Source organism: Sphingomonas kyungheensis, from assembly GCF_037120395.1.
Classification (GTDB): Bacteria; Pseudomonadota; Alphaproteobacteria; order Sphingomonadales; family Sphingomonadaceae; genus Sphingomonas; species Sphingomonas kyungheensis.
Window position 1 is genome coordinate 697,521 of record NZ_JBBBDM010000001.1, and the last position, 22,096, is coordinate 719,616.

At 69.4% G+C, this 22,096-nt stretch carries 26 protein-coding genes; 14 read left to right on the forward strand and 12 right to left on the reverse strand.

Going from position 1 to position 22,096, the window contains the following annotated elements:
• Positions 1-333 precede the first annotated feature (333 nt).
• Positions 334-1,629 carry a histidinol dehydrogenase gene (hisD, locus tag V8201_RS03250; RefSeq protein WP_336544467.1) on the reverse strand — a complete coding sequence of 432 codons (1,296 nt, stop codon included), beginning with the start codon at positions 1,627-1,629 and terminating at the stop codon, positions 334-336.
• Positions 1,626-2,264, reverse strand: coding sequence for an ATP phosphoribosyltransferase (gene hisG / locus V8201_RS03255; RefSeq protein ID WP_037532739.1), 639 nt, complete (start codon positions 2,262-2,264; stop codon positions 1,626-1,628). The genes hisD and hisG overlap by 4 nt, the downstream gene beginning before the upstream one ends.
• An 86-nt stretch (positions 2,265-2,350) precedes the next feature.
• Between hisG and V8201_RS03260 the strand changes: the two genes are divergently transcribed.
• Positions 2,351-3,457: a DUF2332 domain-containing protein gene (locus V8201_RS03260; RefSeq protein ID WP_336544468.1), complete on the forward strand. Its 1,107-nt coding sequence runs from the start codon at positions 2,351-2,353 to the stop codon at positions 3,455-3,457.
• A 33-nt stretch (positions 3,458-3,490) separates the two neighbouring features.
• Here the strand turns inward: V8201_RS03260 and V8201_RS03265 are convergent, their stop codons facing one another.
• The 6 genes from V8201_RS03265 to V8201_RS03290 all read right to left on the reverse strand — a co-directional run bounded on the left by V8201_RS03265 (position 3,491) and on the right by V8201_RS03290 (position 7,445).
• The gene (locus V8201_RS03265) at positions 3,491-3,973 is read right to left on the reverse strand and encodes an RcnB family protein (RefSeq protein ID WP_037532743.1); all 483 of its coding nucleotides are present in this window, start codon (positions 3,971-3,973) and stop codon (positions 3,491-3,493) included.
• Between the two features lie 158 nt (positions 3,974-4,131).
• Positions 4,132-5,016 carry an alpha/beta fold hydrolase gene (locus V8201_RS03270; RefSeq protein WP_037532745.1) on the reverse strand — a complete coding sequence of 295 codons (885 nt, stop codon included), beginning with the start codon at positions 5,014-5,016 and terminating at the stop codon, positions 4,132-4,134.
• Between the two features lie 10 nt (positions 5,017-5,026).
• Positions 5,027-5,926, reverse strand: a complete 900-nt coding sequence (locus V8201_RS03275; protein ID WP_037532747.1) for a pirin family protein — start codon at positions 5,924-5,926, stop codon at positions 5,027-5,029.
• Positions 5,916-6,365 (reverse strand): NUDIX hydrolase, encoded by a 450-nt coding sequence (locus V8201_RS03280; protein ID WP_037532748.1) that lies wholly within the window; start codon positions 6,363-6,365, stop codon positions 5,916-5,918. The genes V8201_RS03275 and V8201_RS03280 overlap by 11 nt, the downstream gene beginning before the upstream one ends.
• Positions 6,366-6,440: 75 nt before the next feature.
• The gene (locus V8201_RS03285; protein WP_037532749.1) at positions 6,441-7,154 is read right to left on the reverse strand and encodes a glutathione S-transferase; all 714 of its coding nucleotides are present in this window, start codon (positions 7,152-7,154) and stop codon (positions 6,441-6,443) included.
• Between the two features lie 3 nt (positions 7,155-7,157).
• Positions 7,158-7,445, reverse strand: coding sequence for a BolA family protein (locus V8201_RS03290; protein WP_336544469.1), 288 nt, complete (start codon positions 7,443-7,445; stop codon positions 7,158-7,160).
• A gap of 94 nt (positions 7,446-7,539) precedes the next feature.
• On the opposite strand from V8201_RS03290, the gene V8201_RS03295 reads away from it, so the two are divergent.
• From V8201_RS03295 to V8201_RS03320, 6 genes are all read left to right on the forward strand, one after another.
• Entirely contained in the window at positions 7,540-8,094 is a 555-nt protein-coding gene (locus V8201_RS03295) for a J domain-containing protein (protein ID WP_200870372.1), read from the forward strand.
• Positions 8,095-8,247: 153 nt separating this feature from the next.
• Positions 8,248-9,252 (forward strand): cobaltochelatase subunit CobS, encoded by a 1,005-nt coding sequence (cobS, locus tag V8201_RS03300; RefSeq protein ID WP_271299255.1) that lies wholly within the window; start codon positions 8,248-8,250, stop codon positions 9,250-9,252.
• 10 nt (positions 9,253-9,262) lie between these two features.
• Entirely contained in the window at positions 9,263-9,565 is a 303-nt protein-coding gene (locus V8201_RS03305) for a nucleotidyltransferase family protein (RefSeq protein ID WP_037532757.1), read from the forward strand.
• Positions 9,555-9,896: a HepT-like ribonuclease domain-containing protein gene (locus V8201_RS03310; RefSeq protein WP_336544470.1), complete on the forward strand. Its 342-nt coding sequence runs from the start codon at positions 9,555-9,557 to the stop codon at positions 9,894-9,896. The genes V8201_RS03305 and V8201_RS03310 overlap by 11 nt, the downstream gene beginning before the upstream one ends.
• Positions 9,897-11,723, forward strand: coding sequence for a cobaltochelatase subunit CobT (gene cobT, locus V8201_RS03315; protein WP_336544471.1), 1,827 nt, complete (start codon positions 9,897-9,899; stop codon positions 11,721-11,723).
• A 43-nt stretch (positions 11,724-11,766) separates the two neighbouring features.
• Complete coding sequence (locus V8201_RS03320) at positions 11,767-12,516, forward strand: SDR family NAD(P)-dependent oxidoreductase (protein ID WP_336544472.1); 750 nt, start codon at positions 11,767-11,769, stop codon at positions 12,514-12,516.
• Here V8201_RS03320 and V8201_RS03325 read toward each other — a convergent pair.
• Positions 12,495-13,418 carry a LysR family transcriptional regulator gene (locus tag V8201_RS03325; RefSeq protein WP_336544473.1) on the reverse strand — a complete coding sequence of 308 codons (924 nt, stop codon included), beginning with the start codon at positions 13,416-13,418 and terminating at the stop codon, positions 12,495-12,497. The genes V8201_RS03320 and V8201_RS03325 overlap by 22 nt on opposite strands.
• A gap of 102 nt (positions 13,419-13,520) precedes the next feature.
• Here V8201_RS03325 and V8201_RS03330 point away from each other — a divergent pair, with 102 nt between their 5' ends.
• From V8201_RS03330 to V8201_RS03345, 4 genes are all read left to right on the forward strand, one after another.
• A complete protein-coding gene (locus V8201_RS03330) occupies positions 13,521-13,769 on the forward strand; it encodes a hypothetical protein (RefSeq protein WP_271299253.1) in 249 nt (82 codons plus the stop codon).
• A gap of 103 nt (positions 13,770-13,872) precedes the next feature.
• A complete protein-coding gene (gene wrbA, locus V8201_RS03335) occupies positions 13,873-14,472 on the forward strand; it encodes an NAD(P)H:quinone oxidoreductase (RefSeq protein ID WP_037532772.1) in 600 nt (199 codons plus the stop codon).
• 380 nt (positions 14,473-14,852) lie between these two features.
• The gene (locus V8201_RS03340; RefSeq protein ID WP_037532774.1) at positions 14,853-16,136 is read left to right on the forward strand and encodes an ATP-binding protein; all 1,284 of its coding nucleotides are present in this window, start codon (positions 14,853-14,855) and stop codon (positions 16,134-16,136) included.
• On the forward strand, positions 16,133-16,663 hold the full coding sequence (locus V8201_RS03345; RefSeq protein WP_037532777.1) for a response regulator transcription factor: 531 nt from the start codon (positions 16,133-16,135) through the stop codon (positions 16,661-16,663). The genes V8201_RS03340 and V8201_RS03345 overlap by 4 nt, the downstream gene beginning before the upstream one ends.
• Before the next feature lie 31 nt (positions 16,664-16,694).
• On the opposite strand, the gene V8201_RS03350 is transcribed toward V8201_RS03345, so the two are convergent.
• Positions 16,695-16,997: a polyhydroxyalkanoic acid system family protein gene (locus V8201_RS03350; protein ID WP_336544474.1), complete on the reverse strand. Its 303-nt coding sequence runs from the start codon at positions 16,995-16,997 to the stop codon at positions 16,695-16,697.
• Complete coding sequence (locus tag V8201_RS03355; RefSeq protein ID WP_037532784.1) at positions 16,994-17,428, reverse strand: VOC family protein; 435 nt, start codon at positions 17,426-17,428, stop codon at positions 16,994-16,996. Before V8201_RS03355 ends, V8201_RS03350 begins: the two co-directional genes overlap by 4 nt.
• Before the next feature lie 83 nt (positions 17,429-17,511).
• Here V8201_RS03355 and V8201_RS03360 point away from each other — a divergent pair, with 83 nt between their 5' ends.
• Genes V8201_RS03360 through metK form a run of 3 tightly spaced genes read left to right on the forward strand, consistent with a single transcriptional unit; the run spans position 17,512 to position 21,653 of the window.
• Positions 17,512-18,804 carry an Hsp70 family protein gene (locus V8201_RS03360; protein ID WP_336544475.1) on the forward strand — a complete coding sequence of 431 codons (1,293 nt, stop codon included), beginning with the start codon at positions 17,512-17,514 and terminating at the stop codon, positions 18,802-18,804.
• 49 nt (positions 18,805-18,853) lie between these two features.
• Positions 18,854-20,392 carry an apolipoprotein N-acyltransferase gene (gene lnt, locus V8201_RS03365; protein WP_336544476.1) on the forward strand — a complete coding sequence of 513 codons (1,539 nt, stop codon included), beginning with the start codon at positions 18,854-18,856 and terminating at the stop codon, positions 20,390-20,392.
• Between the two features lie 43 nt (positions 20,393-20,435).
• The gene (metK, locus tag V8201_RS03370) at positions 20,436-21,653 is read left to right on the forward strand and encodes a methionine adenosyltransferase (protein WP_037532789.1); all 1,218 of its coding nucleotides are present in this window, start codon (positions 20,436-20,438) and stop codon (positions 21,651-21,653) included.
• 45 nt (positions 21,654-21,698) lie between these two features.
• Here metK and V8201_RS03375 read toward each other — a convergent pair whose 3' ends face one another.
• Positions 21,699-22,043 carry a PilZ domain-containing protein gene (locus V8201_RS03375; protein ID WP_037532791.1) on the reverse strand — a complete coding sequence of 115 codons (345 nt, stop codon included), beginning with the start codon at positions 22,041-22,043 and terminating at the stop codon, positions 21,699-21,701.
• Positions 22,044-22,096: the final 53 nt, after the last annotated feature.

Below are 22,096 nucleotides of genomic sequence, written 5' to 3' on the forward strand. Positions count from 1 at the left end.
CAGACTTAATGATTCAGCGTCAATATTCGTGAGTGACCGCGTGAAAGGTCCGGCTGTAGTTGTGCCATAGCTGCCACACGGCAGCCAAAGAAGCGGCGGTATTTCAAATATGTGGAGAATCGGAAATTCTCGCGCAAAAAATATTTCAAGGTAAGTGACCAGTTAACGTAATGCTGGTATCGATAGGCGAGGAGCGCAATATATTGATGCTCAACTCGCGCGCCGGCCGAAGACGCCTCGGTAAAATCGATAGGTTAGTCAAGCGTATGACTAATGGCCTGCGCATCCCGGAGCGAGGCCGAAAGCGCGCGAATCACTGCGGCGTGACGTTGATCACCGATTCAACCGCAGCCGCAGCGCCACCGAGCGCGCATGCGCCGGCAGCCCCTCGGCATGCGCGAGCGCCACCGTCGCCGGGCCGAGCGTCGCCAGTGCGGCTTCGTCCAGCCCGAGGAAGCTGGTGCGCTTCATGAAGTCGAGCACCGACAGGCCGCTGGCGAAGCGCGCGCGGCGGCCGGTCGGGAGGACGTGGTTGGGGCCGGCGACGTAATCGCCGATCGCCTCGGGCGTATGGCGGCCGAGGAAGACGCTGCCGGCGTGGCGGACGCGGTCGAACAGCGCCTGCGGATCGTCGACCGCGAGCTGGAGATGTTCGGGCGCGAGCCGGTCGACGAGCGGGCAGGCGGCGTCGAGCGATTCGACGACGATGATCGCGCCGTTCGCCTCCCAGGCGGTGCGCGCCACCGCGGCGGTGGGCAGGATCGCCAGCTCGTCCTCGACCGCCGCGGCGACGCGGGTCGCGTAATCGGCATCGTCGGTGAACAGGATCGATTGCGTCGTGACGTCATGCTCGGCCTGGCTGAGCAGGTCGGCGGCGGTCCATTGCGGGTCGTTGCGCGCATCCGCCACCACGACGATCTCGCTGGGGCCGGCGACCATGTCGATCCCGACGACGCCATAGACCTGCCGTTTCGCCTCGGCGACCCAGGCATTGCCGGGGCCGGTGATGACGTCGACCGGCCGGATGCGGCCCGCGCCGTAGGCAAGCGCGGCGATCGCCTGCGCGCCGCCGATCCGCCACACCTCGTCGACGCCGGCGAGATGCGCGGCGGCGAGGACGAGGTCGTTGATCTGGCCGTCCGGTGTCGGAGTCACCATCACCAGCCGCTCGACCCCGGCGACCTTGGCGGGGATCGCGTTCATCAGCAGCGACGACGGATAGGCGGCGCGGCCGCCGGGTACGTACAGCCCGGCGGCATCGACCGCGCGCCAGCGCGCGCCGAGGCGGACGCCGGCGGCGTCGGTATAGTCGCTGTCGGCGGGCCGCTGCCGCTCGTGATAGGCGCGGATGCGCGTGGCGGCGAGGTCGAGCGCGTCGCGCAGCGCCGGGTCGAGCGCGGCATAGGCCGCCGCACAGGCGGCGGGTTCGATCTGCCAGCCGGTGTCGGACAGGTCGTGGCGGTCGAGCCTGCGGGTGAAGGCGGCCACCGCCGCCTCGCCCTCGTCACGCACCGCGCGGATGATCGCGGCGACGTCGCGGGTGACGTCGGCGGAGGCTTCGCGGCGGCCGTCGACCAGCGCGGTGAAGGCATCGGCGAAGCCGGCATCGCGCGTGTCGAGGCGGATCATGCCGCCTGCTCCTGCGCGACCGCCTGGCGGAACGCCTCGACCAGCGGCACGACCTCGGCGCGGGTCTTCATCGCGGCACGGTTGACGATCAGCCGGCTGGTCACCTCCGCGATCACCTCGACCTCGACCAGGCCGTTTTCCTTCAACGTCTTGCCCGAGGAGACGAGGTCGACGATGCGCGGCGCGAGGCCGAGCGTCGGCGCCAGCTCCATCGCGCCGTTGAGCTTGACGCATTCGGCCTGGACGCCGCGCGCCGCGAAATGCGCGGCGGTGATGTGCGGATATTTGGTGGCGACGCGGACGTGGCTCCAGCCGCGCGGATCGTCATGCGCCGCCATCGCCGCGGGTTCGGCGACCGAGATGCGGCAATGGCCGATGCCGAGGTCGACCGGCGCGTAGAGCTCGGTATAGCCGAATTCGGCGATCACGTCCGACCCGACGATACCGAGCTGCGCCGCGCCATGCGCGACGAAGGTCGCGACGTCGAAGGCGCGGACGCGGATCAGCTCGATATGCGGCACATCGGTGGCGAAGCGCAGCGCGCGGCTGGCCTCGTCGCCGAACGCGGGTTCGGGCCGGATACCGGCGCGCGCCAGCAGCGGCAGCGCTTCGGCGAGGATACGGCCTTTCGGCACGGCGATGACTAATGGGGGTGTCGACACGGGTCGGGCTTTACTGACGGGCCGGGATGCGCGCAACACGCGCCGGCAGGAGGCGGGCGATGGCAGGTGAGTCGGACAATCGGCAGGCGTTCCCGGTGCAGGCCGACTATTGCGCCGCGATGGCCGCGCCGATCACCGCGCGGGTCTGCACCGCGCTCGGGCAGGTGCTCGACCGTACCAGCGCGACCGGGCGGCGGGTGCTCGACTGGCCGGGCGAGCCGATCGCCGATGCGCTGGTGCTGCGGCTGGTCGGCGGTCTGCACGCGCTGCACCGCGCCGGCGCCGACGCCGCACTGTCCTCGGTGTTCGACGGCGCGGTTTCCGACGTGGACGCGGTGGCGGCGATCCTCGCTGAGGTGGTGCGAGACCATGACGCGCGGCTGCTGCCGTGGCTCGACGGGCCGCCGCAGACCAATGAGGCGGCGCGATCGGCAGGGCTGATGACCGGGCTGCTGCATCTCGCGCAGCGCTATGGACCACGGATCGAACTGCTCGAGATCGGATCGAGCGCCGGGCTGAACCTGATGCTCGGCCGGTATCGCTTCGATCTCGGCGGTATCACCGTCGGGCCGGAGGCGGCGGCGGTGCGGCTCGTGCCGGACTGGCGCGGGGTAGCGCCGCCCGCCGTGCCGGTCGAGGTGACCGGCGCGCGCGGTGTCGACATCGCCCCGGTCGATGTCGGCGACCCGGCGCAGGCGGCGCGGCTCGCCGCCTATGTCTGGGTCGATGCGCAGGAGCGGCTGGCGCGGCTCGATGCGGCGATCGCTCTGGTCCGCATGCAGGGCGTCGCGCTGGACGAGGGCGACGCGGCCGATTGGGTCGAGGCGCGGCTCGCCGAACCGCAGGCGGCGGGCGTGACGCGGGTGCTGATGCATTCGGTGGTGTGGCAATATCTGCCCGCCGCGGGCCGCGCGCGCATCGTCGCCGCGATGGCGGCGGCCGGCGCCCGCGCCACCGCCGACCGGCCGCTCGGCTGGGTGATGATGGAGCCCAATCGCGATCTTCATCGGCACGAGGTGCGGGTGCGCGGCTGGCCGGGCGGGACGCCGATGGAGCTGGTCGCGCTCACCCATGCGCACGGCGCCTGGGTGGAGGGGCTCGCGCCGCCGTTCGAGACGCGCGATTACGTCATGCGCCGCGGCGCCTATGAGGCGGACGGCGACTAACGGGCGGGGAGGGCGGACCCTCCCCGCAGCGGATCAGTAGAAGAAGCGGTTGTAGACCTGCACCGCGCGGCCCGAGCGGGTGTCGACCAGCACGACGTCATTGCCGTAACGCACCCAGCGCTGATAGCCGTAGCCCGGGCGCGGCAGGCGATAGGTGCCGTAATCGTTGATCCAATACCGCTGGCCGTAATATTCCGGCGCGAAGCGATAACCGGCGGTCACCGGGCGATAGCGATAGCCGCGTGGGCCGTTATAGGCGCCGCGGCGATAGACGTTGGCATGGCTGCGGCGATAGTCGCGCCAATCCTCGCGCAGCTCGCGGCGATCCTCGCGCACTTCGCGGCGCGCGTCGCGGATGTCGCCACGGTCGCCATAGGCGCGCGCGCGGGCGAGATCGCGCTCGCTCTGGCGGACTTCGCGTTCGCTCTGCCGGACCTCACGCGCACTCTGCGCGCTCGCCGCGGCGGCGGGCAGGATGGTCGCTGCGGCAACGGCGGCGATGATGAACTTACGCATCGGTGAACACTCCTCTGTGGCGCGCCCTCATCCGCCGGAACGGTGAGGGGCATGGCGGCCTTTTCCGCCCAAGCGCCTGAACGCATGAGGAATGTTTTGGTCAGCTTAGCGAAAGCCAAATATCGATCTCGATCCGGTACGTATCGGACCGCGTCCGGTCAGATCCGCCAGTCCCGCATCGCCGCGACGACCGCTTCCGGCGCCTCCCACGGCACGAAATGCCCCGCGTCGATCCTGGCGACGGTCAGCCGCGGCACATAGGGGCCGAGATCGTCGACCAGGGCAGGCAGCAGCGCCCGATCGCGTATCCCCCAGATCACCAAAGTGTCCTGCGTCACCGGCGGGAAGGGGCGGTCGAGGAAGGCCGGGCGCGGCGGGGCCTCGTCGGGGGCGGGGACGATGACGCCGGAGGCGCGATACCAGTTGAGCATCGCGGTCATCGCGCCGGGCTGCGCCCATTCGTCGAGATAGGCGGCCTTGTCCGGCCCGGCGATCGCCTGCGTGACATGCTGCGCGAACGTCGAGCCGAAGAAGCGCTCGAGGCCGGCGCCGGTCAGCCCCTGATCGATCGTCGTATCGCGGAAGCGGCGGATATATTGGCTCGCCGCGCGCTGCGCAGGATCGTCGAACAGCGCACGCTGGAAAAGGAAGGGGTGCGGCGCATTGACGATGACCAGCCGCGCGACCCGGTCGGGCCGGGCGAGCGCCGCCATCCAGGCGATCGCGCCGCCCCAATCGTGGCCGACGAGCGTGAAGCGATCGATCGCCAGCCTATCGGCGAGCGCGATCAGATCGGCGAGGATCGCGTCTGCCGCATAGGCCTCGACCCCGTCGGGTTTGGACGAGCGCGCGAAGCCGCGCTGGTCGGGCGCGACGACGTAATGGTCGCGCGCCAGATCGGGGAGGATGCCGCGCCACGTCCGGTGCGATTCGGGAAAGCCGTGCAGCAGGATCACCGGCGGCTGCGTCGGGTCGCCGGCGATCGCGACGTCGAGCTCGACGCCGGTGGACAAAGCGATGCGGCGCAGCGCGGGCAGGGTCACGGCCGGCGGCTCACGGATAGCTGACCGTGTTGGGGACCGCGGGGATCGGGATCCACTCCTTGTCGTCCCCCGGCACGACCGGAAACTCGCCCGCCTTCCACGCGCGCTTCGCCTCGTTGATCCGCTCGCGGCTCGACGAGACGAAATTCCACCAGACGTGGCGCGGCGTGCGGAAGGCGTCGCCGCCGGCGAGCATCACCCGGCCGCCCTGCGACGAGCGCAGCGTCGCGGCGATGCCCGGCCGCAGCACGTAGAGCTTCATCGGTTCGAGCGGCACGCCCTCCAGGCTCGCCTCGCCGATCGCAAGATAGACCGCGCGTTCCTCCGCCGCCGCGTCGACCGGCACGCTCGCGCCGGGATCGAGCACGATGTCGGCGTAGATCGTGCCGGCATAGGTGGTGGTCGGCGCGCGCTGGCCCCATAATTCGCCCATGATGATGCGCGCCCGCACGCCATGCGCGGCGAGCGTCGGCAGCGCCGCCTTGGCGACGTGCTCGAAGGCCGGATCGGTTTCCTCCTGCGCCTCGGGCAGCGCCAGCCAGGTCTGGATCCCCGACAGCGCCGGCCCCGCGTCACGCTCGTCGCCGGGCGAGCGTTCTGAATGGACGATGCCATGGCCCGCGGTCATCAGATTGACCGCGCCCGGCTCGATCCGCTGGCGCGTGCCGAGCGAATCGCGATGATCGATCGCGCCGTCGAACAGATAGGTCACCGTCGCGAGGTTGATGTGCGGATGCGGCCGCACGTCGATGCCGTTGCCAACCTCCAGATGCGCCGGCCCCATCTGGTCGAAGAACAGGAACGGCCCCACCATGGTGCGTTCCTTGTTGGGCAGGGTGCGGTGCACCTTGAAGCCGCCCAGGTCGTGCGTCACCGGGGTGATCGTCTGCAGCACGAAGTCATCCAGCATGGCGTGGGTCCGTTTCGCTGAGAAGCTGTTCAAGATCAGCAGGATAGATAATCTCTGGCCAGTCGGCCAGTTCGTCGCGCGCAAACCAGCGCGATCCCGCCAGCACGCGCTGTTCGAGCGGGGTCAGCGCTCCGGCGCGCACCGCGTGCGAGTCGACGTCGACACGGAAATAGCGTTCGTCGGCGGTCACCTCGACGCCTTCGAAGGTCAGGAACTCGCAGGTGCGCTGCGCGACCTCCGGACCGCAGTCGCGGGTCAGGCCGACCTCTTCCCACAATTCGCGCCGCGCCGCCTCGGCATAGCTTTCGCCCGGGTCGACCGCGCCGCCCGGCGTGCACCACAGGGGTGGCCGGTCGTCGGGGGTGAAGCGCATCAGCAGCACGCGGTTCGCGCCGTCGACGAGCAGGATGCGGGCGGCGGGGCGGGGGATGCGGGCCATGGCCGGCGTTCTACGCGCTTGCGGTGGCGGCGCGAAGGCGGGTTTTGCGAAACGCAGCCGTTCCCGGCGCGGGGGTCAGGCGGCGTCGAGTTCGGGATAGTGGCGGAAGATGCCGTCGGTGTTGAACGGCAGCCGCCGCTCGCTCGCGCAATAGGCGCGGATTCCCGGCAGATCGGCGACCGCATCATGCAGCCGCACCAGCGCCGGATAGCGCGGCTCGAGCGTCGCCATCCGCTGCGGAAACATGTAGCGCAGCCCCTCGACGATCTGGAACAGCGAGGTGTCGCCATAGCTCCAGCGATGATCGAACAGCCAGTCGCCCGATCCCTGGCGTGCCGCCGCTTCGAAATGATCGAGGAACTTGGGCAACCGCTCCTCGCGGAACTGCGCCGCGGCGCGGGCGGCCTCCGGCTTTTGATGGTCATAATAGTCCATCATCGCCACCGGGTGGTGGACGTTGTGCACCTCGGCGACGAGGTCGGCGATGGTCAGCTGCACCTGGTTGAGCCAGGAGCGGTCGGCGAGTCCGGACGGCGCGAGATCGTGCTGCTGGCCGAGGAACTGGAGGATGTTGGCGACCTGCGCGATCGCATGGCCGTCGAGCGCCAGATAGGGCGGCGCATAGGGGCCGCGACCGGTGGCGGCGCGCGTCTCGAGATCGGCGAGCATCGCTTCCGCGCCCTCGATCCGCGCGCAATCGTCATAGGCGATGCCGGCGGCTTCGAAGGCGAGCCGGACGAACTCGCCCCGGCCCTGGATCGTCGGCCAGTACCACAGGCGATAGCGCATGACTCATTCTCCCGGTGCGCTCGCCTTGATGGCGAGGGCATGGATCCGCGTCGACAACAGATCGGCGAGGGCTTGGTTCACCGCCCGCTGGCGCGCGACCCGGCTCTGTCCGGCGAAGGCGGGGCTCTCGACGATCACCGAGAAGTGCGATTCGCCGGTGCCGTCGTCGCCGCTATGGCCGGCGTGCAGGTGGCTGTCGTTGCGCACTTCGAGCTGGCTCGGGGCGAGGGCGGCGGTGAGCCGGGCGGCGATGATTTCGGCGAGCGGAGAGGCGGTGGCGGTGTCGGTCATCGCGCCTATATATCGGCATTGCGCCAATTAGGGAGCGTTCGTGACGCGCGCGAGTGACAAGAAGGACCGGCCGCAGACGCGGTTCCATGGCCGGATGGAAGCACAGGGGCGGATCTGCGCCGAGCCGGGTTGCCCCGAACCGGGCGAGTTCCGCGCGCCGCCGATCGAAGGCGCGGCGAGCGGCAACGGGCCGGGCGCCTTCCGCTGGATGTGCCTCGACCACGTCCGCGCGTTCAACCGCGGCTACAATTATTTCGACGGCATGACCGCGGACGAGATCCATCAGGCGCAGCGCCCGATGGCCGGCTGGGAAAGCGAGACGCGCGCCTTTTCGCGCGCGGGGACCGGCGATCCCGGGCCGCGCTGGGCCGATTTCAGCGATCCGCTCGACGCGATCGGTGCGCGCTACCGCCGCGAGGTCGCGCCCGAGCGGAGCGACGGCAAGCCGCTGTCCGGGCAGGATCGCGCCAGCCTCAAGGTGCTGGGGCTGGCGGCGGACGCGGACCGGCAGGCCCTGCGCAAACGCTATTCGGAGCTCGTCCGCCGCTACCACCCCGACCGCAACGGCGGCGACCGCAGCCACGAAGCGCGCCTGCAGTCGGTGATCGCCGCGTACCAGCAGTTGCGACAGGCGCCGGCCTTCGCGTGAGCGCGGCGGCGTCACGCCGAGCGCGCAGCGCCCGCGGCGACTTGACGACAGGACAATCCCTTTCCACTGCTTTCCCGTTGCGCCATTCGCTCGCTTCGCGCGTTGGGGAGGGCCGCCTGTGATCTGCCATCTTCGATACGGTACCCCGACCCGATGACCGATATTTCCAATACCCAGCCTGACAGCCGCGAGACGACGATCCTCGACGCGCCCGACAAGATGGTCGGCGTGCGCGACCTGTTCGGCATCGACAGCGACATGCAGGTGCCCGCGTTCAGCGAGGCGGACGAACGCGTCCCCGATCTCGATCCCGCCTATGTCTTCGATCCCGACACGACGATGGCGGTGCTGGCGGGCTTCGCGCACAACCGCCGCGTGATGGTGCAGGGCTATCACGGCACCGGCAAGTCAAGCCATATCGAGCAGGTCGCGGCACGGCTCAACTGGCCGTGCATCCGCATCAACCTCGACGCGCATATCAGCCGTATCGACCTCGTCGGGCGCGACGCGATCGTGCTGCGCGACGGCCAGCAGGTCACCGAATTCCGCGAGGGCCTGTTGCCCTGGGCTTTGCAGACGCCGACCGCCTTGGTCTTCGACGAATATGACGCCGGCCGCCCCGATGTGATGTTCGTCATCCAGCGCGTGCTGGAGACGGAGGGCAAGCTGACGCTGCTCGACCAGAACCGCGTCATCCGTCCGAGCCCGTGGTTCCGCCTGTTCGCCACCGCCAATACGGTCGGCCTCGGCGACACCAGCGGCCTCTATCACGGCACGCAGCAGATCAACCAGGGTCAGATGGATCGCTGGAACATCGTCGTCACGCTCAACTATCTGCCCGCCGCGGTCGAATCGCAGATCGTGCTCGCCAAGTCCGGCGAATATGACAAGCCCGAGGGCAAGAAGACCGTCGACCAGATGGTCCGCGTCGCCGACATGACGCGCAAGGGCTTCATCAACGGCGACATCTCGACGGTGATGAGTCCGCGCACGGTGATCACCTGGGCGCAGAACACGCTGATCTTCGGCGATGTCGGCTTCGCCTTCCGGTTGAGCTTCCTCAACAAGTGCGACGAGAACGAACGTTCCCTCGTGGCGGAATATTACCAGCGCGTGTTCGGCAAGGACCTGCCGGAAAGCGTGGTGGGGAAGGCATAAGGAGGCGGGCATGACGAGGGCCGAAGCGCTGCGGCGGTTGCGGTCGTGCGAGGGTGAGTTGCGGCAACTCGGCATCACCCGGCTGTCGATGTTCGGCTCGACCGCGCGTGACGAGGCGCGCGACGATTCGGACGTCGATCTGGTCGCGAGCGTCGATTACGATGCGATCCGCGCGCTCGGCCCGTTCGGCTATTTCGGGATCGAGGGGAAGATCGAGGCGATGCTCGGGGCAAAAGTCGATTTCATGACGGAAGCCTCGTTGGAGCCGCCGTTGCAGGCACAGGTCGATCAGGATCGCGTGCATGTCTTTTGATCGCATACGCACCCGGCTCGAGCATATCGTCCTCTATGCCGACCGGATCGCCGGATATCTCGATGGCTATGACTTCGACCGGTACCGCGCCGACGTGCGGACGGTCGATGCCGTCGAGCGATGTATCGAGCGCATCGCGGAGGCGGTGGTGCAGATCGGCGCGGAGCCTGCCGCGGCACTCGGCCTGCCGGTACCGTTCAACGACGTGCGCAGTCTCGGCAATCGGCTGCGGCACGATTATAGCCGGATCGACCCCCACGTGATCTACGACACGGCGCGACGCGACATTCCCGCGCTGCGAGACGCCGCGCAACGCGCATTGGACAGCTGAATGGCCACCGACACTCCTCTCGACCGGTTCAAGGCGGTCCTCACCGGCACGGCGCGCGCGATCGCCGAGGAGCCCGAGCTCGATCTCGGCTTCACCGCCGACACGCCCGCGCAATCGGGCAAGCATATCAAGGTGCCGATGCCGGCCCGCACGCTGCCGGCGGATCAGGTGGCGGAGGCGCGCGGCTTTTCCGACGGCTTCGCGCTGCGGCTCAAGCATCACGACAGCGCACTCCATCAGCGCCATGCGCCGGCCGAGGCAGTGGCGCGCTCGGTGTTCGACGCGGTCGAGGGCGCGCGGGTCGAGGCGCTCGGCAGCCGTGGCTATGCCGGAATCACCGACAATCTCGCCCAGGCGCTCGACGTCAGGATGCGCAGCGATCCGATCACGCGCGCGCGCAGCCGTGAGGAGGTGCCGCTCGCCACCGCGCTGTCGCTGCTCGTCCGCGAGCGGCTGACCGGGCTGGAAGCACCTGCCGCGGCGGCGCCGGGTCTCGCGCTGGTACGCGACTGGATCGATCAACGCACCGACCTGTCGAGCCTCGCGCTGGCGCTCGACGACCAGCGCGCCTTCCAGAGTCTCGCGATGAAGATGCTCGAGGAGCTCGAGCTGGTCGAGGGCGAGGTGCTGCCCGAGAATGCCGACGAGGGCGGCTCGGAGGACGAGGGCACCGACGAGCAGCAGCAGGACGAGGGCGAGGAGGACGAGCAGCAGGACGGCGGCGAGGGCGAGGCGGAGGTCGATGCCCGCGGCGAATCGCAACCGGCGGACAGCGACGAGGGCGAGGGCGAGGAGTCCGGCGAGGAGTCGATGAGCGACCTCGACGGCGAGCCCGGCGACGACGGCGACGACGGCATGCAGCCGGTCCGCCCCAATCGCCCGAACAGCGACTTCATGCCGCAGTTCGAATACAAGCCGTGGACGACGCAATTCGACGAGGTCGTCGCCGCCACCGACCTGTGCGACGCCGAGGAGCTGGCGCGGTTGCGCGGCTATCTCGACCAGCAGCTCGCGCATCTGCAATCGGCGGTGTCGAAGCTCGCCAACCGGCTGCAGCGGCGGCTGATGGCGCAGCAGTCGCGCGCCTGGGACTTCGATCAGGACGAAGGCATGCTCGACGCGGCGCGGCTCGCCCGCGTCGTCGTCACGCCCGGCCAGTCGCTGAGCTACAAGATCGAGCGCGAGACCGATTTCCGCGACACGGTGGTGACGCTGCTGATCGACAATTCGGGATCGATGCGCGGGCGGCCGATCGGCATCGCCGCGATCAGCGCGGATATCCTCGCGCGGACGCTGGAACGGTGCGGTGTGAAGACCGAGATCCTCGGCTTCACCACCCGCGCGTGGAAGGGCGGGCAGGCGCGCGAGACGTGGCTGGCCGCGGGACGGCCGCCGCAGCCGGGGCGGCTCAACGACATCCGCCATATCGTCTACAAGAAAGCGGACGAACCGTGGCGGCGCGCACGCACCAATCTCGGCCTGATGATGCGCGAAGGGCTGCTCAAGGAGAATATCGACGGCGAGGCGCTGCTCTGGGCGCACAGCCGCCTGCTCGCGCGGCCCGAGGAGCGGCGTATCCTGATGGTGATCAGCGACGGCGCGCCGGTCGACGATTCGACGCTGTCGGTCAATTCGGGCAGCTATCTGGAGCGTCATCTGCGCCAGGTGATCGGCTGGATCGAGGCCAAGTCGCCGGTCGAGCTGGTCGCGATCGGCATCGGCCACGACGTAACGCGCTATTATGCGCGGGCGGTGACGATCATGGATGCCGAGCAGCTCGGCGGCACGATCATCGAGCAGCTCGCCTCGCTGTTCGACACGCCGTGACGGCATCCGTTGCGCGTCCCTTCCCACGATCATCGGAGAGCTCATGACCAAGACGGCATTCATCACCGGCGCCACCGCCGGAATCGGCGCGGCGGCGGCGGAGGCGTTCGTCGCGGCGGGGTGGCGGGTGATCGCGACCGGGCGGCGCGCCGAGCGGCTCGACGCCCTGCGCGCCAAGCTGGGTGACGCGGTCCACACGCTCGCCTTCGACGTCGCCGACGAGGCGGCCGCCGGCGCGGCGATCGACGGGCTGCCGGAGGATTGGCGCGACATCGACCTGCTGATCAACAACGCCGGCCTTGCGCTCGGCACCAAGCCGGCGCAGGAGGCGAAGCTCGACGACTGGCGGACGATGATCGCGACCAACGTCACCGCGCTCGTCGCGCTCACCCACCGGTTGCTCCCCGCGCTGATCGCGCGGCGCGGCGCGATCATCAACCTGTCGTCGGTCGCCGCGACCTATCCCTATACCGGCGGCAACGTTTATGGCGGCACCAAGGCGTTCGTCGAGCAATTCTCGCTGGGGCTGCGATCGGACCTGCACGGCAAGGGCGTCCGCGTCACCTCGATCGAACCGGGCATGGTCGAGACCGAATTTACCACGATCCGCACCGGCGGCGATCAGGCGGCGTCCGATGCGCTCTACAAGGGCGCCGACCCGATGACCGCCGCGGATATCGCCGCGACGATGCTGTGGGTGGCGACGCTGCCGCCGCATCTCAACATCAACCGGCTCGAACTGATGCCGGTCAGCCAGTCGTTCGCCGGCTTTCAGGTCGCCCGCGCCGGCTGATCGACTTCGGCGCATGGGTCGCGCAGCCGGCTGGAGAGGAAGCCGATCAACGCCTCGACCCGCGCCGGGCGCAGCGCGCTCGGCGGGGTGAGCAGGTGGAGGCCGATCGCCGCCGCCGACCAGTCGGGCAGGATCGTCACCACCGCACCGCTCGCGATATACGGGCCGACGATGAAGCCGGGCAGTCGCGCGATGCCGAGTCCGGCGATCAGCGTCGGCAGCAGCGCCTCGCCGCTGTTGGCGATCAGCGGCCCCTGCGGCCGGATCGCAACGTCGCGGCCGTCGGCATGCTGGAAGCGCCACGGCGCGGAGGCGTTCGAATAGCCGAGCACGCGATGGCGGGTCAGGTCGCCGGGCTGCTCCGGCGTGCCGTGCGCGGCGAGATAGGCGGGCGCGGCGACGAGATGCATCCGCACCTCGCAGAGCCGACGGCCGCGCAGGCTGCTGTCGGGCAGGTCGCCGATACGCAAGGCGACATCGAACCCTTCGGCGACGATGTCGACGCGTGCGTCGGACAGGTGCAGATCGATCTCCACCCCCGGATGTTCAGCGAGGAATTTGGCGAGCAGCGGCGCGACGCTGCGCACCCCGAAGCTCATCGGCGCGGCGAGCCGGATGCGGCCGGTCGGCGCGCTCAGCGCATCGCGTGCGGCTTCCTCGGCGGCCTGCGCCTCGGCGAGGATGCGCCCGGCGTGCGCGGCGAGCGGTTTGCCCGCCTCGGTCAGCGCCAGCCGCCGCGAGGTGCGGTGGAACAGCGACTGGCCGATCTGCTCCTCGAGCCGGGTGATCGCCTTCGACACCGTCGCCTTGCTGAGGCCGATCGTCTCGGCGGCGGCGCTGAACGACTTATGTTCGGCGACCGCGGCGAAGATCGCCCAGGCTTCGAGATCGGGTAGGCGCATCATGGCTCCTTCGCTGGCGAGTGGCTGACCGCTATCAGCGCCGGCGGTGCCGTTCCATCGATTTGCGCGCTAGAATAGGATCATCCAGTAGAGGAAGACGCCATGCGTGCCGAAGACATCCTGCCGGACGAGGCCAGTTTCGTCGAACGCGACGGCATGATGCTGCGCAAGGGTACGGTGGCGGCGTTCCTCGCCAATGCGCGGACGTGGCTCGATGCGCAGGCGACGCCGGAGCAGGTCGCCGCGGCGGCAGCGGCGATGCTGGCGGCGCGGCCGGCTTTGGTGGCGCTCGGGCTGTTCGACATCCTCGTGCCGCGCGACCCGCGGCTGGCCGCGCTGCTGACCGGGTGAGCCGGGGAACCGGGTGCGGAAACGGACGGTTTCCAGCGCGCCGGTTTACCCATCGGGCCAGCGCGGCCATGTAGGGTCGGATACGAAACGCGGAGATGTCTGGATGACCAAGGTTCTGGTGCTTTATTATTCGTCCTACGGCCATATCGAGCAGATGGCCGATGCCGTCGCCGAAGGCGCCCGCGCCGGCGGTGCCGAGGTCGACATCCGCCGCGTCGCCGAAACCGCGCCCGACGAGGTGGTCAAGGCCGCGCATTTCAAGACCGACACCGCGCATCCGCTGATCGAAGGCCCCGACGCGCTCGCCGACTATGACGCGATCATCGTCGGCGCGCCGACCCGCTACGGCCGCATGCCGGCGCAGATGGCCGCCTTCTGGGATACCACCGGCGGGCTGTGGATGCGCGGCGGCCTGATCGGCAAGGTCGGCGGCGCCTTTACCTCGACCGCCAGCCAGCATGGCGGCCAGGAGACGACGCTCTTCTCGATCATCACCAACCTGCTGCATCATGGCATGACCATCGTCGGCCTCGACTACGGCTATCAGGCGCAGGGCGGGGTCAAGGAAGTCCATGGCGGCACGCCTTATGGCGCCTCGACGATCGCCGATGGCGACGGCAGCCGCCAGCCGAGCCAGATCGACCTCGACGGCGCGCGCTATCAGGGCAAGCGCATCGCCGAGACGGCCGCCAAGCTGAAGTGAGGTGAGGGCGGCGCGCGGAAACGCGGGCCGCCGATCAACCCTCGTTGCCCCGGACGTGATCCGGGGTGATTGGAAGGTCGGGAACGGCGTGTCGCCGTCGGCTCGTCCCGCGGCCGGACGGCGGCGCTGAGACTTGGCCGAAGTCGCTCCGCCGCCTCGAACGCCTCGTCACCCCGGATTTGTTCCGGAGTCCATGGTGCCGCGAAATCGACGGCGCCTGATCGCGGAACGGTGGATGCCGGAACAAGCCCGGCATGACGGTGGGGCGTAACGCGAGGCTCGAGCGGGCCATGGTAGCGACCGAAGCCAGCGCGTCTCGCCGGATATCGCCCCGGTCGCCACGATTGGCGCACCGCCGTAAACCCGCCTACACTCCTCCCATGTCGACCCAGCCGCCCCGCCTGCCGCCGCCCGCGCCCGAGGATGCCGCGGCGCGCAACATGCGGCTGCTCGTGCTGCTGCGCTGGATGGCGGTCGGCGGCCAGCTCGCGGCGATCCTCATCGTCCGGTACGGGCTCGGCATCGATCTGCCGGTGGTGGCGATGGGGGTGGTGCTCGCCGCGCTGGTCATGCTCAACGTCATGACCTGGCTCGGCCATCCGCATTGGCCGGTGACCAATTTCCAGCTGTTCGGTTCGCTCGCCTGCGATGTCGCCGCGCTGTCGGCGCAATTGTATCTCAGCGGCGGGCCGGCCAATCCCTTCATCTCGCTCTACTTCCTTCAGGTGGTGATGGGCGCGGTACTGCTTCATGCCTGGTCGAGCTGGGTGCTGGTCGGGCTCGCCTCGGTCGCGCTCGGGCTGGTCGCGTGGCTCAGCCCGCCGCTGGCGCTGCCGCCGTGGTTCGCGTCGCATCTGTCGCCGGTCTATATCGTCGGGCTGTGGGCGAATTTCGTGCTCGCCGCGGTCCTGCTGGTGCTGTTCGTGACGCGCATCGCCGCCAATCTGCGCAGCCGCGACGCGCATCTCGCGACGATGCGGCAGCGCGCGGCGGAGCAGGACCAGATCGTCCGCATGGGTTTGCTCGCCAGCGGTGCGGCGCACGAGCTCGGCACGCCGCTCGCCTCGATCCTCGTGCTGCTCGGCGACTGGCGCAGCGAGCCGGCGATCCGCGGCGACGCGCGGCTCGCCGCCGAGGTCGACGAGATGCAGGCGGAGGTGCTGCGCTGCAAGACGATCGTCTCCGGCATCCTCTTCGCCGCCGGCGAGGTCACCGGCGAGGCGCCCGAGCGGACCACCCTGCGCCGTTTCCTCTCGGGCCTCGTCGCGGTGTGGCCGGGGCGGGTGACCTATGACGACCGGCTCGGCGAGGATCGCGCGATCGTCGCCGACAAGGCGCTGGGCCAGGCGCTGACCAATGTGTTCGACAATGCCGCGGAGGCGGGCGCGGGCGAGATCACGCTGACCGCGGCGATCGACGCGGCGACGATCGTGCTGACCGTGCGCGACGACGGCGGCGGCTTCTCGCCCGCCGTGCTCGCCGGGATCGGTCGCCCCTATAACACCAGCAAGGACCGGCGCGGGGCGGGGCTGGGGCTGTTCCTCGCCACCAATGTCCTGCGCACGCTCGGCGGCACGCTCACTGCGCGGAACGTTGCCGGCGGTGCGGAGCTGGTGCTGCGGCTGCCGGTCGCGGCGCTGGCGCTGGAGGAGGAGGCACGATGAGCGGACGGCTGTTGATCGTCGAGGACGATGCCAATTTCGCGCGTACGCTCGGCCGGTCGTTCGAGCGGCGCGGCTATGCGGTGACGATGCTGCCCAGTCCGGAGGGGATCGAGGCGACGGTCGCAGCCTTCGCGCCGGACCATGCGGTGGTCGACCTGCGGCTCGGCGGGGCGTCGGGGCTGAGCTGTGTCGCGACGCTGCATGCGCTCGATCCCGCGATGCGGATCGTCGTGCTGACCGGCTTCGCCAGCATCGCCACCGCGGTCGAGGCGATCAAGCTCGGCGCGACCAATTACCTGACCAAGCCCGCCAATACCGACGATATCGAGGCGGCGTTCGCGCGCGTCGACGGCGATGCCGGCGCGACGATCGCCGCAGCGCCGCCGACCTCGATCAAAACGCTGGAATGGGAGCATATCCACCAGACGCTCGCTGATGTGGACTTCAACATCTCCGAAGCGGCGCGGCGGCTCGGCATGCACCGGCGGACGTTGGCGCGGAAGCTCGACAAGAAGCATATGGGGTGAAGGGCTATTCCTCCCCGGCACGGGGAGGAGCCTATTTCAGCAGCTTGGGTCCCTCCGCCTGGATCACGTCGCGGATCTTGCCCGCGAACAGGCCGAGAAAGCCGGGCAGGTCGACCACCGCATGGACGTTGCTGTCCGACACGGTCGCGCGGCAGCCGACCGCCTGACCCATGGCGGTCACGGTAAAATGCATCGTATCCCCCTCCCAGCGATGCTCGACGCCGGCGCCGCCGGGGATCAGCCGGCCGATCTTGCCGATGCCGCCGTCAAGCCGGTCGCGGACCGCGGCCTTGCCGAGGCTATGGGGGATATTGACTTCGATGGGCGCGCTCATGCCGGGTCCTTGCTCGTTGCGAACAGCATCGCATCATCGCCGAACGCCTTGAACTCGAGCGCGTTGCCCGATGGATCGGCAAAGAACATGGTCGCCTGCTCGCCCGCCTGGCCGGGAAAGCGGATGTGCGGCGCGATGCCGAAGGTCACGCCCGCGGCGGCGACGCGCTCGCTGAGGCTGCGCCAGTCGGCCATGGTCAGGACGACGCCGAAATGCGGCACCGGGACGTGGTGGCCGTCGACTTCGTTGGCATGGGCCACCGCGCGCGCGGCGGGATCGAGATGCGCGACGATCTGATGACCGTAGAGATCGAAGTCGATCCATTGGTCGCTCGATCGCCCCTCCGGACAGCCGAGCACGCCGCCGTAGAAGGCGCGGGCCGCAGCCAGATCGTGGACCGGAAAGGCGAGGTGGAAGGGGCGCAGCGTCATGGCGCCACGATTAGGCGAGCGGGCCGGGGGAGGCCACCGCTAATCCTTGCCGCGGCCCGGCCGGCCGTGACAGAGGCGCGGGGATGACTGTTCCCTTGCCTGCGCTCGGCCTCGACTTCGGCACCACCAACACCGTCGCGGCGATTGCGGCCGGCACCGCCGCCGACCTCGTCCCGCTCGACGCGCCCGATGGCGAGGAGCCGGTGTTCCGCTCGGCGCTGTGCTTCTGGGAGGATGCGGAGGTGCGCGGCGGCCTCGCGTCGGAGGCGGGGCCGTGGGCGATCCGCGAATATCTCGACTTTCCGGAAGGCAGCCGCTTCCTGCAATCGTTCAAGTCGGTCGCCGCCAGCGCGAGCTTCGATCATGCCAATGTCTTCGAGCGGCGACTGCGCTTCGAGGATCTCGGCGCGCTGTTCCTCGCCAAATTGCGGGCACGGGCGCGCGGGCGGCTCAATGGGCCGATCGCCCGCGTCGTCGTCGGCCGGCCGGTCGCTTATGCCGGCAGCCGCCCCGACGAGGCGCTCGCACGCCAGCGCTACGATCAGGTGTTCGGCGCACTCGGTGCAGAGGTGCATTACGTCTACGAACCGCTCGGCGCGGCGTTCAGCTATGCGGCGCGGCTGAGCGAGCAGGCGACCATCCTCGTCGCCGATTTCGGCGGCGGCACCAGCGACTTCTCGGTGGTGCGCGTCGACGTGCCGGGTGCGGCGCGGCGCTGCGTGCCGCTGGGTCACGCCGGGGTCGGCATCGCCGGCGACCGGTTCGATCAGCGCATCCTCGAACGGCTGGTGCTGCCGTTGCTCGGCAAGGGCGGCAGCTACCGGTCGTTCGACAAGATCCTCGAAATCCCCGCCGGCTATTTCGCCGACTTCGCCGACTGGTCGCGCCTCGCCTTGATGCGCAATCGGCGGACGCTCGCCGAACTCGACAAATTGCGCCGCGCCGCGCTCGATCCCGATGCGATCGGCCGGATGATCGCGGTGATCGAACAGGAACTGGGCTACCACCTCTACGACGCGATCGGTGCGGTGAAGCGAGCGTTGTCGAGCGCCGAACAGGCGCGCTTCACCTTCGAAGGCGCCGGGCTCCGAATCGCCGCGGAGGTGACGCGCGACGCGTTCGAGACGTGGATCGCGCCGGATATCGCGCGTATCGACGCCGCGGTCGACGAGGCCTTGTCGCGTGCCGGGGTAGCGGCGGCGGCGATCGACCGCGTCTTCCTGACCGGCGGCACCTCGCTGACGCCGCGCATCCGCCGCCTGTTCGCCGAACGGTTCGGCGCGGCGCGGATCGCCACCGGCGGCGAGCTGACGTCGATCGCGCACGGCCTCGCGCTGATCGGCCTGCAGGACGATATCGCCGCCTGGACCAGCTGAGACGCGGGCGGGGAGGACTTTGCCGCCGCTGCGCGCTACAGGCGCGATCATGCGCTTCCTGACCCGCCGTCCTGCCCTTGCCGCCCTGTTGCTCGGTGCGATCGCCGCGACGGGTTTCGCGCCGTTGCAGCTCTGGCCGCTGACGTTGCTGGGGCTCGCCGGGCTGGCCGCGCTGGTGCACCGCGCGGAGACGGGGCGGCGCGCCCTGTGGCTCGGCTGGTGCTGGGGCCTCGGCCATTTCACGATCAACAACAACTGGTTCCAGCACGCCTTCGACTTTCAGGACAAGATGCCGCCGGTGCTCGGCTATTTCGCCGCGGTGGCGCTGGCGCTGTATCTGGCGGTCTTTCCGATGGCGGCGGCGTGGGTCAGCTGGCGGGTGGGCCGGCGCGGCGCGCCCGACGCCGGCTATGCGCTGGTCTTCGCCGCCGCGTGGATCGCCGCCGAATATCTGCGCTCGGTGCTGATGAGCGGCTATGCCTGGGATCCGATCGCGGTGATCTGGCTGCCGGTGATCGGCGTCGCGCGGCTGTCGGCGTGGATCGGCACCTATGCCCTGTCGGGGGTGACGGTGCTGGCGGCGGTGTCGCTGCTGCTGCTCGCCCGGCGGCGCTGGCATCTGCCCGCCGCGCTCGCCGCGATGCTGACGCTGGCCGCCGTCTCGGCGCTCTGGACCAACGCGCCGCCGGCCCCGCGCTCCGCGCCATTGTTGCGCGTCGTCCAGCCTAATATCGGGCAGGACGCTCGCGGCGAGGGCGACCAGGAGGTGATGCTCGCCGCGCTGATCCGCCAGTCGGGGCGGCCGGGGCCGCGGCCGCGGCTGGTGCTGTGGCCCGAAGGCGTGATGCGCGACTATCTGGAGAGCGGCTATCCGCGCTGGATCTATTTCGGTCAGAGTCCGCTGTTCAACCGCTGGCGGCTGGCGCGGCTGCTCGGCCCGCGTGACGTGCTGATGACCGGCCACACGCCGCTGCGCTTCGACGCCAAGGGCGATGTCGCCGGCGCGTCCAATTCGGTGTTCGCCATCGACGCGCGCGCGCGCATCGTCGGCCGCTACGACAAGGCGCATCTGGTGCCGTTCGGCGAATATCTGCCGGTACCGTGGCTGCTCAGGCCGCTCGGCCTCGCGCGGCTGGTACCGGGCGATTTCGACTTTGACGACGGCCCAGGGCCGCGCACGCTCGTCATCCCCGGCTTCGGCGCGATCGGCTTCCAGATCTGTTACGAGATCATCTTCTCGGGCCGCACGGTGGACGAGGCGCATCGACCGGCGATCATCTTCAATCCGTCGACCGACGCCTGGTTCGGCCGCTGGGGGCCGCCGCAGCATCTCGCCCAGGCGCGGATGCGCGCGATCGAGGAGGGGCTGCCGATCGTGCGCTCGACTCCGACCGGGATTTCGGCGGTGATCGCCGCCGATGGGCGGCTGCTCGCCACGGTTCCGCATGAGACGGCGGGGGCGATCGAGCTGCCGATGCCGGCGCCCTTGCCGCCCACGCTGTTCAGCCGATTGGGCAATTGGGCGGCACTGATCGTCGCGCTCGGCTTCGCGGTGGCGGCGATTGCCATCCGACGGTCCGCGCGTTAGGAGCGGTCATATAAAGGCATCTTTATATCGTTATGAGGCAGTGATGCGCAGCAGCTATATCTTCACGTCCGAGTCCGTTTCCGAAGGCCATCCCGACAAGGTCGCCGACCAGATCAGCGACACGATCGTCGATCTGTTCCTGTCCAAGGACCCGGAGGCGCGCATCGCCTGCGAGACGCTGACCACCACCAACCTCGTCGTGCTGGCGGGCGAGATCCGCTGCAAGGGCGTGTACGAGAACGGCGCCTGGGCCGACGGCGCGCTCGCCGAGATCGAGGCCGCGGTGCGCGCGACGGTGAAGCGGATCGGCTACGAACAGTCGGGCTTCCACTGGGAAACCTTCGACTTCCAGAACAATCTCCACGGCCAGTCGGCGGAGATCGCGATGGGCGTCGACGAGGGGTCGAACAAGGACGAGGGCGCGGGCGACCAGGGCATCATGTTCGGTTACGCCACCGACGAGACGCCCGGCCTGATGCCGGCGACGCTCTATTACAGCCACAAGATCCTCGAGACGATGGCGGCCGACCGTCATTCGGGCAAGGCGCCGTTCCTTGAGCCCGACGCCAAGAGCCAGGTGACGCTGCAATATGAGAATGGCGTGCCGGTGCGCGCGGTCGCGCTCGTCGTCTCGACGCAGCACAAGGCGGGCTATTGCCTGCAGGGCGACAATGCCGATGCCGCCAAGTACGACGTGCTGAAGGAGTATGTCACCGGCGTGCTCAAGAGCACCCTGCCGGAGGGCTTCGTGACCGACGAGACCAAGGTCTATATCAACCCGACCGGCGCGTTCGAGATCGGCGGTCCCGATGGCGACGCGGGCGTCACCGGCCGCAAGATCATCGTCGACACCTATGGCGGCGCCGCGCCGCACGGCGGCGGCGCATTCAGCGGCAAGGATCCGACCAAGGTCGATCGCTCGGCCGCCTATGTCGCGCGCTACCTCGCCAAGAACGTCGTCGCGGCGGGCCTTGCCAAGCGCTGCACGATCCAGCTCAGCTATGCGATCGGCATCGCCGAGCCGCTGTCGGTCTATGTCGACACGCACGGCACCGGCACGGTCGACGAGGCGAAGCTGGAGCAGGTGCTGCCGCAGCTCGTCCGGCTGACGCCCAAGGGCATCCGCCAGCACCTCAAGCTCAACGCACCAATCTATGTGAAGTCGGCCGCCTACGGCCACTTCGGTCGCGAGCCCGAAGGCGACCTGTTCACCTGGGAAAAGACCGATCTGGTCGACCGGCTCAAGGCCGCCGTCGCCTGATTGGCATCACGCCGCCTCCCGCGCCCGGCGCGGGAGGTGGTCTGCTCAGCGGCGATAGGCGTCGTTGATCGAGGCGATCCACCCGGCCTTGGCCGGGGCTGTCGTACCGCGCGGCTGGCGCGCTTCGTCGAGATCGACCGGCTCCTCGAAGCGAATGCCGGCGAGCCGCTCCTTCGCCCAGACGACTTCGCCGACCAGATCGGTGATCCGCCCCATCACCAGACCGATCCGCATCCCGGCGGTCAGTTCGCCGTCATGATCGACGCAGGCGCCCGACCGTGACAGGTTGCGGACGCGCCGTTCGCTGCTGGCGCCGCCGGGCGGGGTGATGAGCGCGCGGACGATGACGCTGTTGCGCTTTTCGCGGGGAGGTTCGGTCGGGATGGTCATAACGGTTCCGTATTGAGGCGTTAGCATGAGGGACAGCTAAAACCCAATGGGTC